The organism is Aliidiomarina sedimenti, from assembly GCF_003986955.1.
Taxonomy (GTDB): Bacteria; Pseudomonadota; Gammaproteobacteria; order Enterobacterales; family Alteromonadaceae; genus Aliidiomarina; species Aliidiomarina sedimenti.
This window is the reverse complement of sequence record NZ_PIPN01000004.1, coordinates 241131-253486: the sequence shown is the minus strand read 5'-3', so window position 1 is coordinate 253486 and position 12356 is coordinate 241131. Positions and strand designations below refer to the sequence as shown.

General features: G+C 53.0%; 11 protein-coding genes and 1 riboswitch. Of the genes, 2 read left to right on the top strand and 9 right to left on the bottom strand.

What is annotated here, in order from left to right; translation table 11 throughout:
• The first annotated feature begins 40 nt into the window (after positions 1-40).
• Positions 41-958 (top strand): oxygen-dependent tRNA uridine(34) hydroxylase TrhO, encoded by a 918-nt coding sequence (trhO, locus tag CWE12_RS10235; protein ID WP_126789698.1) that lies wholly within the window; start codon positions 41-43, stop codon positions 956-958.
• Between the two features lie 9 nt (positions 959-967).
• On the opposite strand, the gene CWE12_RS10230 is transcribed toward trhO, so the two are convergent.
• On the bottom strand, positions 968-2260 hold the full coding sequence (locus CWE12_RS10230; RefSeq protein WP_126789617.1) for a pyridoxal phosphate-dependent aminotransferase: 1293 nt from the start codon (positions 2258-2260) through the stop codon (positions 968-970).
• 56 nt (positions 2261-2316) lie between these two features.
• A complete protein-coding gene (locus tag CWE12_RS10225) occupies positions 2317-3642 on the bottom strand; it encodes an MFS transporter (RefSeq protein WP_126789616.1) in 1326 nt (441 codons plus the stop codon).
• A 167-nt stretch (positions 3643-3809) separates the two neighbouring features.
• Here CWE12_RS10225 and CWE12_RS10220 point away from each other — a divergent pair, with 167 nt between their 5' ends.
• On the top strand, positions 3810-4622 hold the full coding sequence (locus tag CWE12_RS10220; RefSeq protein ID WP_126789615.1) for a flagellin N-terminal helical domain-containing protein: 813 nt from the start codon (positions 3810-3812) through the stop codon (positions 4620-4622).
• 8 nt (positions 4623-4630) lie between these two features.
• Here CWE12_RS10220 and CWE12_RS10215 read toward each other — a convergent pair whose 3' ends face one another.
• From CWE12_RS10215 to rho, 7 genes are all read right to left on the bottom strand, one after another.
• Positions 4631-5425 carry a choline/ethanolamine kinase family protein gene (locus CWE12_RS10215; RefSeq protein WP_126789614.1) on the bottom strand — a complete coding sequence of 265 codons (795 nt, stop codon included), beginning with the start codon at positions 5423-5425 and terminating at the stop codon, positions 4631-4633.
• Positions 5406-6053, bottom strand: a complete 648-nt coding sequence (pnuC, locus tag CWE12_RS10210; protein WP_126789613.1) for a nicotinamide riboside transporter PnuC — start codon at positions 6051-6053, stop codon at positions 5406-5408. Before pnuC ends, CWE12_RS10215 begins: the two co-directional genes overlap by 20 nt.
• Complete coding sequence (locus CWE12_RS10205; RefSeq protein ID WP_126789612.1) at positions 6050-6304, bottom strand: YkoF family thiamine/hydroxymethylpyrimidine-binding protein; 255 nt, start codon at positions 6302-6304, stop codon at positions 6050-6052. Before CWE12_RS10205 ends, pnuC begins: the two co-directional genes overlap by 4 nt.
• A gap of 11 nt (positions 6305-6315) precedes the next feature.
• A complete protein-coding gene (locus CWE12_RS10200) occupies positions 6316-8454 on the bottom strand; it encodes a TonB-dependent receptor (protein WP_126789611.1) in 2139 nt (712 codons plus the stop codon).
• 64 nt (positions 8455-8518) lie between these two features.
• A riboswitch (TPP riboswitch) is annotated at positions 8519-8617 on the bottom strand.
• A 21-nt stretch (positions 8618-8638) separates the two neighbouring features.
• On the bottom strand, positions 8639-9340 hold the full coding sequence (gene fre / locus CWE12_RS10195; protein WP_126789610.1) for an NAD(P)H-flavin reductase: 702 nt from the start codon (positions 9338-9340) through the stop codon (positions 8639-8641).
• A 7-nt stretch (positions 9341-9347) separates the two neighbouring features.
• Positions 9348-10817, bottom strand: coding sequence for a 4-hydroxy-3-polyprenylbenzoate decarboxylase (gene ubiD, locus CWE12_RS10190; RefSeq protein WP_126789609.1), 1470 nt, complete (start codon positions 10815-10817; stop codon positions 9348-9350).
• A gap of 34 nt (positions 10818-10851) precedes the next feature.
• Entirely contained in the window at positions 10852-12117 is a 1266-nt protein-coding gene (gene rho, locus CWE12_RS10185; protein WP_126789608.1) for a transcription termination factor Rho, read from the bottom strand.
• Between the last annotated feature and the right edge of the window lie 239 nt (positions 12118-12356).

The following is a 12356-nucleotide window of genomic DNA, read 5'->3' as shown; positions in this document are numbered from 1 at the left end:
ACCGGATTTACGGTTCGGGCCGCTGAAAAAAGGCAATTCGATGCAATATACCTGCGCTGCGCTCTACAAATTTGTGGAGCTCGATAATTATGAAGCCATGCGCCAGCCACTGTTAGATGTGATGCTGGAAAATGAGGTAAAAGGTACCTTGTTACTGGCTCGGGAAGGCATTAACGGCACCATTTGTGGCACTCGCCAGCAACTTGATAATGTGCTGCGCCATTTACAGGCCGATGCACGTTTAGCCGATATTGACCACAAAGAATCACCAAGCGATGGCCAGGCGTTTTACCGGACCAAGGTAAAACTAAAAAAAGAAATCGTGACCATGGGGATCGACTGGATTGATCCTAAGAAAACCGTTGGCAACTACGTTGAAGCGAAAGACTGGAACGCGCTTATCAATGATCCCGACGTGCTGCTGATTGATACTCGCAATGATTACGAATTTGCCGTGGGCACCTTCGAAGGCGCGGTTAACCCTAAAACGGAAACTTTCCGCGAATTTCCACAGTATGTGAAAGACCACCTCGACACCGGCCAGCATAAGAAAGTCGCAATGTTTTGCACCGGCGGCATTCGCTGCGAAAAGTCGACGGCATACTTAAAGGAGCTCGGTTTTGATGAGGTTTTTCATCTCAAAGGCGGCATTCTGAAGTACCTCGAAGACGTTCCAGCCGCCAATAGCAAGTGGCAGGGTGAATGCTTTGTTTTCGATCAGCGGGTTACCGTCAAGCACGGCCTTGAGCAAGGCAGCTATGACCAGTGTTACGCCTGCCGGATGCCAATTACCGAGCAGGAAAAGCAAAGCGAGCATTATGAGAAAGGCGTCAGTTGCCCGCATTGTTATGATAAAACCACTGCTGAACAGCGGCAGCGTTTTCTTGAGCGGGAAAAACAAATCCAGCTCGCCAAAGCGCGTGGTGAACAGCACATCCGCGATGGCAAACTGGCTTAATTAATCGGCCTACGAAATAAAGTCATGCATGCGGTCGATGGCTTCCACCACCCGACCGCAATAGCGTCGCAGAAACTCATGGTCTAATGTGGCGCCAGCCTCCAGCGCATCGAGCGCCGCCTCGCCATCAAAATCGACGTAGGCAATACGCACTGAAAATTCGCTGGCCGGGCGCCCGAAACAACTGCCGGGTAAACAGGCAACCCCCTTTTCATCCAACAATCGCTGACAGAACTCGTCGCTGGTCTGGATCCCTTTGCTCAGAATTCGCTCCCGCACCGCCTCAAAGCTGGGGAATAAATAGAAGCCCCCCTGCGGCTTGATGGCCTGGGCACCAGCACTGGTTAAACGGTCATAGGCATAGTTCGCAAGTGCTTCGAGCACGGCCCGTGATTGCTGCAAATAGCTTTCCATTGCCGGGTTTTGTTGAAACGCTTCAATCGCCGCATATTGAATAGGTGCACTGGTCGAGGTAAATGTCTCGCTAGCGACCACCGCCATGGCATCAGCCAGCCATTTTAGCTGAGGAGGAAAAACAAACGCCCCTAAACGCCAGCCACCCGCACCACTCCACTTACTGATCCCATCACTGATAATGGTGCCTTCCGGGTAATAGCGGGCAATCGAAATATGTTCACCGCTGAAATTAACGCCACCGTATATCTCGTCCGACAGCACCAGCACCCGGTAACGACGGGCGACCCCGCCGATCGCCTTAAGCTGGTCTTCGCTATAGGCAAGTCCGGTCGGGTTACTCGGATAATTCAAAATAAGTAGCCGTGGCAGGTCAGGGTCCTGTTGGCACAGCTCCTCGAGTGCTTCAGGGGTGACGCCAAGGCCACTGTCCAGGGATGTACGTAACCAGTGTAAATTGCGCCCCAGAATGCGCGCCTGTGGCGCATAGGACACCCAGCTCGGGCTGGGAATCACCAGGTCACCGTAATAGGTCAGCTGCATGATGAACATCAGCTCTTTGGTGCCTGGACCAATAAGAACATTCTGCGCATCGTAATCAAGCCCCTGAGTGCGCTTTAAATAGGCACTGATGCTCTGGCGGAGGGCAGGCAGACCTTTTACGGCGAGGTAATCTTTTTGCTGCGCATTGTCACGCAGCGCCTGCTGCACATGCTTTGGCACCGGAAACGGCGACTGACCCAGCCCCAGCTTAAGTACTTCGCGTCCTTCTGCCTGCAACTCAGCACTACGCTCATTGATAGCCACTGTCGCTGAGGGCTTCATGCCACGAATGTTCAAATTAATTTGTACGGCTGGCGACAACGCCTGTACCTGCGGTTCGGTCATCAATGGATACCTCTTCAAGAAACGGACAGCCTGCTGCTAGCATGCGGTGGCTTGCCTTAATCGTCAACCACGTTTGGCAGGCGCAGTGCGCGCCAGCCCGCAATCAGTCCAACCACGATCAGAAACAGCAACACACTGTGCGTGCCAAGCCAGCTATCTAGCGCCCCAAGCAGGATACCAAGCAACAATAGTACCCCGATGACGGTATTCGACACCGCTGTCAGCTGCGCACGGTTTTCCTGCGTGGCCATATCTACCAGGTATGTTTTGCGCCCCACCCGGGCGCCATGATGGGCTACCGCAGCAAGGAAAATCAGTCCGCCACCAACCGGCAGCCAGGCCATATAGTCCTGCCACAGGCTATCCACAATCAGCGCCAGCGCCATCACGCCTACCGCCATAAACGCTGCTGCTGCCATCACGTGATGACTGGCGCTGTCGGACCACTTGCCCCAGAAACGCCCTGCCAGCAGACCGGCCAGGCCATTCGCCAGTAATAAACCGCCGAGGCCGGTTACTATGCCATTGCCTGACGACTGGTTTTGAATCAACACCACAATGTAAGGGATCGAGAATGCCGACGACACCAACAACGCACGGGTGGCGACAAAGTGACCGAACTGTTTGTCCTGCCATAAAATACTCAAGGACTTAACGGCTTCGGTTATGGCATTGCCGCCACCGCTGGTGGCTCCCGGTGTTTCAGGCACAAAGGCATAAATAATAGCAGCGAGGATCCACAGCACCGCGGCACCGCCTAACAGAGCCACAAAAAGTAAATTCGACCCCTCGACCTCGGGGCTTAAAATGATTGCCACAGCGGTTAGCAATGTCATCAGCCCGGCCGCGCTTGCAGCCAGCCCAGTCAAGCGTCCACGGCGCGTCTTCGATACTGTTTTACCGGTCACATCCTTAATTGCCACCGAACACACCCCGCGGGAGAGGCTAAACACGATTAGCCAGCCAATCACCCACCAGCCGAAGCTTGCCCCTTCAAAGGTAAACAGCCCAACCAGCATCATCATGAGCGCACACGCCTGGCCTATACTGCCCACGACCCAGAACCATTTTCGAATCGGTTTCTCACGCATACTTTGAGCAACAAAAAGTTGCGGCAACAGGGACAAGGATTCCCGCAATGGCACCAGCATCGCAATAAAAAATGCAGGGGCGCCGGTGGCGGTTAATAACCAGGGCAGGACCAGACGCGCGCTAACCAATGAGTCACCCAGCTTGGTCAGGGTCAACGCCCATAAATGAAAAACAAACGCCTGTGGCTGATGGTTACAGGCCTCATCCGGGATGTCTTTACAGACGCGGGCGTCCTCGTCCTCTGCCAGATAGCCGTATAACTTATCGCTCAGTTCTTTCGGTTTGGTCATGCCTGATGCCTGTATTTTCATGAATAAGCTATCTAATTTAGCGCTTTATCAGGTCAGCGCAACGCAAGATTAGAGCCAGTGAATTTAGTTGTTCACTATTTAAACAACTGGTATATAATAAATTTATCTAATATAGACAGGCGTCAACCTTTCACTAAGGGCGTACTATGAAAATCAACAACCCCGCTTCTGGCAATTCAATACTGCAGCAGACCATACAGTCGCAGAATCAACGTATGGAACAACTTGCATCCGGTAACCGGGTAAATCGGGCCAGTGACGATGCGGCGGCACTGCAAATCATTGAGCGTATGAATTCAGAAGCAACCGCATTCCAGCGCTCAGTCAGGAACGCCTTTGACGGCATCTCGGTACTGCAGGTGGCAGAAGGTGGTATGCAGCAGGTGCAAAATGACTTGCAACGCATGCGTGAATTAAGCGTCCAGGCGGGCAATGGCATTTTAAGCGACAACGACCGCAGTGCAATTGGCGACGAAATGGCACAGTTACGCGATGGTATTTACCGCACACTGGATACCACCAACATCGGCGGCACTACCTTGCTCAATCAGGATCAGTCACTTAACTTTCTGGTCGGTACCGGTCGCAGTGGCAACGATGAACGAATGACGGTGGACGCCGTTGATTTACGCGGTGCCGGCCTTAATGCACTGGAAACGCTGGATGTAAGTACTGCATCCGGGGCCGCCGATGCTATCTCTGAGATCGACGATATGTTGAGCGTGGTGGGCGGGATTCGTGCTGACTATGGTGCCAAGCAAAGTGCTTTTGTCAGTGCGGTCAATAACCTGACCGAGGCCAATGTCAATATTCAGGCCGCTCGTTCGCGGATCCGGGATCTGGATTACGCTGAAGCCACCGCCAACCAGACCCGGGACAACATTCTCGGTCAATCGGCGATCGCGCTACGCGGACAGGCTACGCTCAGTCAGAGTCAGGTGCTTAATTTGCTCGACTAGCCAGCTGCTCAGGTGGTGCGCTGCACCCGCTGTGCCTCAAACCAGAGCCTGTTCACCAGGTCAATTAACTGACGCCAGTCCGATAAGTCGGCTGGCGTTATTGTTTCCCCGCCATGCTTCAGGCTGTGCGCTGAATAGTGCTCACAGAGAGCCGCCACCTCCCCCTCTGTTAGCTCATTGATCGCAATTGACGATGCAAGATCAAAGCACGGGTGGCCATAGCCCGCGTATTCCCAGTCGACCACCCGCGGTGGTTGGCTCATCAGAATATGAGCAAACGCCAGGTCATTATGACAAAGCACTTTAGGGTGCTGATCCCAGGCAGTTAACAAAGGCGCAAACCCGGCCAGTTCAGCAGCCAGATCGTTGGCGACCTTTGCTTCATACTGGGCAATTGCCTGCAGGTAATTATCGACCCGTGAGCTCAATGACCAGTGCGGCAACGGGGGGGCCTGCTGATGAATACGCCACAGCGTGTCAGCCAGAACCTTCAATTGTGTGGTGCTGTCAGACTGAGTCAACGTGGGTGCGTCAACCCAGGCAAACAACACCAGCTCATAACTGGCATTCCAGGCGACAATATCCACCGTCAGGTGGTGCTGGTAGAGCGCGCGTTGTAAGCGAACTTCCTCTACCCGATCGACCCCATTATGGCGAGCTGCGCCCTGCTGTTTAAGGAAGTAGCGTTGTCCCTCATGGTCCACCTGCCAGCAGCGATTTACCAGGCCGCCGGGCACGGGCTGCAACTGCCAGCCGCTGCCCAGATGTTGCTGTAAAAATGCATCAATAGCTGTACTGCTCACTCAAACTTCCTGCATCTGTGCGCTGTTGCGCTTGATAACTCTGACGCCATCGCCAGTAGCCGATAAAGGCCATCAGGGTATAAACCGCAAACAACACGGCGGTCGGGTAGAACCCTTTACTCCAGAAAAGTGCCACATAGGCAAAATCGATCACGATCCAGTAAAGCCAGTTTTCGAGCACGCGCCGGGCAACCAGCACGGTTGCGAATAAACTGAACACCGTCGTTGGGGTGTCGAGCCAAACCATGTCTGCGTCCGTGTAGCGACTCAGCAGCCAGGCCAGCATCGCACTGAGCAGGGTGAGTCCAGTCAACCACAACAAATGCGTGCGCCAACCCATGGTGGTTATCGCAATACCAGGCCCGCTACCACTATGCTGCCGGCGGTGCGAGACCCAGCTATAGAATCCGTAACCCGCCATCACCACGTAGAAAAGTTGCAACGCACTTTCCATATACAACGAACCCTGGATGAAAAGCCCGGTATAAATAGAGGCACTGATAGCGGCAGCTGGCCAGCACCACAGACTCTGCCGAATCGCCAGCACCACGTATGCCGCTGCCAGCAACACGGCCAGCAGCTCCCATTGCGACGTTAGCGCCAGTAGCTCAGTCAGCCACGCACTCATGGACGCAGGTCGCGGTTAATGAACTTACACACCAGGACCTGGCTCGGCACCTGTTGATAGACACGCTCGAGTTCATCGGTCAGTACCTCCATAACCCGGCGAAAGTCGCCAAACACCTGAGTACTCATGGTGTTGGTGTTCACCACCAGATCATCGTAGCGCGCCAGGCGCTCAACAAAGTCTTTAATCACCGGGAGGTATGCATCAGCCAGTGGGTACAGAGAAATTTCAGCACTTAATGGTAAGCTCATCACAGCCTCCTTTAAAATTGATAGCGAGCGGTAAAGCCGACACGACGCGGCTCACCATATTGAACATAATTTTTTGCGCTATAACCATCGCGAGGGTCATTACCAAAATAGAATCCCCGGGTCGCATAGTCTTCATCAGTCAGGTTACGACCCCACAGACTTAACACCCAGTCCCCTACAAAATAGTTTAACCGCGCATGCAGCAGTTGATGACTGGACGAACGCTGATCATGGGTATTGGAAAAGTAGAAGCCGTCCCGCGCATCCATTTCTACCCGCAACTGCAACGACGCCGCTAACTGATATTCAATGCCTGCATGAAGCTGATAATTGGGAGCGTGGGCCTGTTCACGGCCACTGATAAGCTCGCCCGCTTCCGGCTGAAAGTTGCGCAGCTCAGTTTGCATGACGCCGAGCGCACTGAATACACGCAAGCGGTCTGTTGGCAGGTAATCCAGTTCAATTTCAAGGCCGTAGTTGCGCCCTGACGATGCGTTGTCGAGGTAGCTGACGAACTGCTGATCACGCAATACATAAGCGTTGACCTGCATGTCATCGCGCCAGCTGTGAAACAGGGTAACGTTGGCATTCAAGCTGTGTTCGGGCATATGCAACCGATAGCCAAGTTCGCTGTTTATCAGAAGCTCAGGGGCAAAGGTTGCCACGGACTCCAGAAACTCACTGGCTTCCCCCAGGCCCTCGTCGTCAGCCCGTCCCAGAGCCTCACCATTGACACCGCCCTGTTTAAAGCCCCGGGCCAGCGACACGTAAACCTGCTGATTGTCATCAAGGGTGTACTGCAGTGAGGCACGGCCACCCCAGGTCGTATCACTGGGGTTGGCAACAATAGCGCGGCTATCACGGTATTGATTATCGTACCCCTGCACCCGCAATCCGTAGGTCGCCTGAAGTTGCGGTGTCCACTGCTGGATGAGCTCGCCATACGCCGCCCAGTTCTCTGTTTCATAGTCACTGCTGAACAGCGCGTTCAGGTACGCTTCTTCTGCATAATCGTACGAGGTATAGGTCCGGGTAAGCTGCATATCGCTTTGTCGCACATACACACCCGCCACCCAGTCAGTGGCGACGCCAGCGACCTCAATCGGTGTTGACGACAGTAAGCGCAATTCAGCGGTGGTATCGTCCCGCTCGCGGTCATACGCATCAAAGGCGCTGTACTCCCAACCCGGTTCAATCCCCTGGTAGGCCCAGTCCTCATCAAAACTGTATATCTGCTCGGCGGTCAGGACACTTAGTGAGAACTGAAGCTCGGCAGTATCCAGCCCGGTATAGTTAAGTTGCGAACGAACGGCATGGCTATCCAGCGTATCCTGACCAGGCATATCGGATAACGTGGTGCGATCAAGGTCGAGTGAAAATGCGTCATAGCGGTTATCGATATCAAACCGGTGATAGCTCAGCAGCATGTTAAGATCCGGCGCCATCTGCCATTCACCGTTCAACCGAAACGTCAGTTCGTCCTGGCCATTGGTATCACTGCGTCCAAGGTACGTGTTCTCAACAAAGCCATCGCTCTGATAACGATACAATGAGCCACGCAGGCGAAAACTATCGTTAAGAGCACCACCAAATGCCGCTCCGGCACCGAAGCTATTGTAATTCGCATGGTTTAATTCAAGCTGCCCATCGGCATAGTCGGTCAGTTCATGGCTACTCAGATAGACCATTCCCGCCATCGCGTCTGCGCCGAAACGGGTACTTTGTGGGCCCCGAAACACTTCGACCTGGCCGATATCAAACAGGGTGGCGGCCTGGCCCAGCCCACTGTAATTAATGCCATCAATCACAAGGCCGACCGATGGATTAATCGGGTCAACAAACTGACTTCGCTCGCCGATACCGCGGATTTGGATATAGTTGGCACGCGATCCGCCTGAGGCAAGATTCAGGTTAGGGGTCATTGCCAGCGCGTCTTCAAGATGTTCAGCCTGACGACTGCGGATATCTTCAGCACTTAACACACTGACACTGGCCGGCACGTCCTGCAGCCCTTTGGCGCGAAATTCGCCGACCACAGTAATACGCTCAATGGAGACTTCATTCTCCGTGGTCTGCGCAGAAACAGGCAGCGTCAGGGTCAAAGCACCAAGTAGGAGGGAGGACTTAAGAACAGGAACAGAGTATTTCATATAAGGATCTCATCTTTTACTTAACAGAAAGAAGAGACCCGGTTACAGGCTTTGTAAGTAGAACTTTGAATTGTATTACCAATCCCTACGCCAGTATTAACCGGATCAGGTACTAAGGGTTCGCAATGCATCTCAGCCCGTACGGGCACCCCTTGGTAGTTTTCGGCGGCAGTATAGCGCCAAATTAAATGAAGCTCAACGCGTCTCCGTACAGTTGCTCGCGTGGCAATCCGTGCTGTTCAAATTCATCGCGTACCACACGCACCATCTCAAAACGGCCCGCTATATACACGTCAAAATCTGCCAGTTGTTTGCCGAAAGCCTCTAACACTGCATGGTGAACGAGGCCACGGTCACCGGTCCACTCGGCTGGCGGATTTTCCAGTACCGGCCGATAGCTGAAGTTCTCGTGCAGACGTTCGAGCTGCAGCAGCTGCTCATGCATGTAGAGATCATCCAGCTGGCGCGCGCCCCAGAACATCATAACCGGGCGTGGATCAGTGCTCGCCAGATGCTGCTGCAGGATAGACCAGGTATAAGAAAACCCAGTCCCCCCGGCGAGTAAAATCATCGGCCGTGCACTGTCAGCACGATACTGAGCCACCCCTAACGGCGCCTCGACACTGATTTCACCGTCAGCCTGTAAGCGTTCAATCACTTCACTGGCGTAGGTATTACCTGGTTCAGCGCCAATATGCAGCTCAAGGCGAGCCTGCTCAGCTGGCATAGATGCAATGGAAAACGGTCGCTTGTCGTTCTCGCCCATGACCACCTGCAAATACTGCCCGGCATGAAACACCACCGGAGCAGATGGAGACAATTCGACGCGATACACATTCGGTGCAAGCGCTTTCATACTACTTAACTGGCAACGCAAAACTGACATAAAAACCTTATTTAAAAATACCTAACTCATCCCAGATATCATCGACGCGCTGCTTAACCGCTTCGTCCATAACAATGGGCTCCCCCCATTCGCGATCGGTCTCACCCGGCCATTTATTGGTGGCGTCCATCCCCATCTTCGACCCTAAGCCGGATACCGGCGAAGCAAAGTCGAGGTAATCAATCGGGGTATTTTCAACCATCACAGTGTCCCGCACCGGGTCCATCCGCGTGGTAATGGCCCAGATGACATCCTGCCAGTCGCGGGCATTGATGTCGTCATCGCAGACAATCACGAACTTGGTATACATAAACTGGCGTAAAAAAGACCACACGCCCATCATTACCCGTTTCGCATGACCTGGATACTGTTTCTTCATGGTGACCACGGCCATACGGTACGAACAACCTTCCGGCGGCAAATAGAAGTCGATAATTTCCGGAAACTGCTTTTGCAAAATAGGAATAAACACTTCGTTCAGCGCAACCCCAAGCACCGCAGGTTCATCCGGCGGCCGCCCGGTATAGGTGGTATGGTAAATCGGGTCTTTACGATGGGTGATATGAGTCACAGTGAAGACGGGAAACTCGTCCACTTCATTGTAGTAACCGGTATGGTCTCCATACGGGCCTTCGGGCGCGGTTTCACCGGGTTCGAGGTAGCCCTCAAGGATAATTTCGGCGTGCGCAGGAACCTGAAGATCATTGCTAACCGATTTGACCACTTCGGTTTTGCCGTCGCGTAACAGACCCGCAAAAGCGTATTCCGACAAGGTATCAGGAACCGGTGTCACGGCACCGAGAATGGTCGCCGGATCAGCACCCAGCGCGACCGACACCGGGAAACGCTGGCCAGGGTTCTGCTTACAAAATTCCTGATAATCCAGCGCGCCACCACGGTGGCTAAGCCAGCGCATAATGAGCTTGTTTCTGGACAGCACCTGTTGCCGATAAATGCCCAGGTTCTGGCGTTTTTTATGCGGCCCCCTGGTGACAGTAAGGCCCCAGGTAATCAAGGGTGCAACATCGCCAGGCCAGCAGTGCTGTACCGGAATTTTAGCTAAATCGACGTCGTCGCCACTGATCACCACATCCTGACAGGGCGCGTTCTTACGTACTTTGGGTGCCATACTCAGCACCTTTTTCAGCAAGGGTAATTTGCTCAACGCATCTTTGAAGCCCGCTGGGGGCTCAGGCTCTTTTAAGTAAGCAAGCAGTTTACCAACGTCCCGCAGCGCACTTAAGCTGTCCTGGCCCATTCCTTTCGCAACCCGATCCGGGGTACCAAAAAGATTCGCCAGTACCGGCATGTCGTGCCCTTTGACATTCTCAAACAACAACGCCGGACCGCCCGCTTTTAGCGTGCGGTCGGCAATCTCTGTCATTTCAAGATAGGGATCAATAGGCTGGGAAATTCGCTTAAGTTCGCCCTGGCTTTCCAGCTGAGCCAGAAAGTCACGCAAGTCCTGATACTTCATCTGGCTTTGCTCACTTATCTAAGATACGGCGGAACTAGCTTTTCTGCCGCTTCATCGATTCAAAGAACTCATCATTGGTCTTAGTCATCACTAAGCGGTCAATAAGAAACTCCATGGCTTCCATTTCACCCATTGGGTGGAGGATTTTACGTAAGACCCACATTTTCTGCAGCTCTTCCTGTGAAGCCAGTAATTCCTCACGACGCGTACCTGAGCGGTTAAAATCGATCGCCGGGAATACACGCTTCTCCGCAATCTTGCGGTTGAGGTGTAATTCCATGTTACCAGTCCCTTTAAACTCTTCGTAGATGACTTCATCCATTTTAGAGCCGGTATCGATCAGTGCGGTCGCGATAATAGTCAGGCTTCCACCTTCCTCGACATTACGTGCGGCACCGAAGAAACGCTTAGGCTTGTGTAACGCGTTGGCGTCAACACCACCGGTTAACACCTTGCCAGAGCTTGGGATCACGGTGTTGTAAGCTCGTGCCAGGCGAGTGATAGAGTCGAGTAGAATGACCACGTCTTTTTTGTGTTCAACTAAACGCTTGGCTTTTTCAATCACCATCTCAGCAACCTGCACGTGACGGCTGGCTGGCTCATCAAAGGTCGAAGCTATTACTTCCCCTTTCACCAAGCGACTCATCTCGGTCACTTCTTCCGGGCGCTCGTCGATCAGCAACACCATCAGATTACAGTCAGGGTGGTTGGCCGCAATGGACTGCGCAATATTCTGCAACAGCAGGGTTTTACCGGCTTTCGGTGGTGCTACCACTAAGCCACGCTGACCCTTACCAATCGGCGACGCCAGATCCAGAATACGCGCCGTGATGTCTTCTGTTGAGCCATTACCACGCTCCATGCGCAAACGTTCATTGGCATGTAAAGGAGTAAGGTTTTCAAAAAGAATTTTATTACGGGAGTTTTCAGGCTTGTCGAAGTTAACTTCGCGGATTTTCAGCAGGGCAAAATAGCGTTCGCCATCTTTCGGCGGGCGTATTTTACCGGCGACCGTATCCCCGGTACGCAGGTTAAAACGGCGAATCTGGCTCGGCGATACATAAATATCATCGGGACCTGCCAGGTACGACGAATCACCGGAGCGCAGAAAGCCGAAGCCGTCCTGCAGAATTTCCAGCACGCCGTCACCGAAGATGTCTTCGCCGCTTTTCGCGTGAGCCTTTAAAATTGAAAAAATAATGTCTTGTTTACGCAGGCGAGCCGTGTTGTCGAGGCCCATTTCGCTGGCAAGGTCAACCAGTTCACTGATTGGCTTGCTTTTTAATTCAGTCAGATTCATAAGCGGTAGGTCTTGAGAAATTATCTACAAAAATTTGGGGTTGTTTACGTCCACACATCGCATTTCAGTTACGAAACTCGTTGCTACTATGCACGCGCGGGTGATTTTAGGGGTTATATCTGTGTTCGTATTTGTATTCGTACGTGTTCGTTATTCGTAGCTTAAGCGCCGTTGAGGATAGTAATTCCGGCCAGTTTGGAAACGCTACAGGGTCAAAATAACACCAATTTCGGGATTCG

What these genes read in the sequence shown, in the direction of transcription:
- trhO (WP_126789698.1), top strand. Translation starts at nt 41, where the DNA reads ATGCAATATACCTGCGCTGCGCTCTACAAATTTGTGGAGCTCGATAAT.
- CWE12_RS10230 (WP_126789617.1), bottom strand. Translation starts at nt 2,260, where the DNA reads ATGACCGAACCGCAGGTACAGGCGTTGTCGCCAGCCGTACAAATTAAT.
- CWE12_RS10225 (WP_126789616.1), bottom strand. Translation starts at nt 3,642, where the DNA reads ATGACCAAACCGAAAGAACTGAGCGATAAGTTATACGGCTATCTGGCA.
- CWE12_RS10220 (WP_126789615.1), top strand. Translation starts at nt 3,810, where the DNA reads ATGAAAATCAACAACCCCGCTTCTGGCAATTCAATACTGCAGCAGACC.
- pnuC (WP_126789613.1), bottom strand. Translation starts at nt 6,053, where the DNA reads ATGAGTGCGTGGCTGACTGAGCTACTGGCGCTAACGTCGCAATGGGAG.
- CWE12_RS10205 (WP_126789612.1), bottom strand. Translation starts at nt 6,304, where the DNA reads ATGAGCTTACCATTAAGTGCTGAAATTTCTCTGTACCCACTGGCTGAT.
- CWE12_RS10200 (WP_126789611.1), bottom strand. Translation starts at nt 8,454, where the DNA reads ATGAAATACTCTGTTCCTGTTCTTAAGTCCTCCCTCCTACTTGGTGCT.
- fre (WP_126789610.1), bottom strand. Translation starts at nt 9,340, where the DNA reads ATGTCAGTTTTGCGTTGCCAGTTAAGTAGTATGAAAGCGCTTGCACCG.
- ubiD (WP_126789609.1), bottom strand. Translation starts at nt 10,817, where the DNA reads ATGAAGTATCAGGACTTGCGTGACTTTCTGGCTCAGCTGGAAAGCCAG.
- rho (WP_126789608.1), bottom strand. Translation starts at nt 12,117, where the DNA reads ATGAATCTGACTGAATTAAAAAGCAAGCCAATCAGTGAACTGGTTGAC.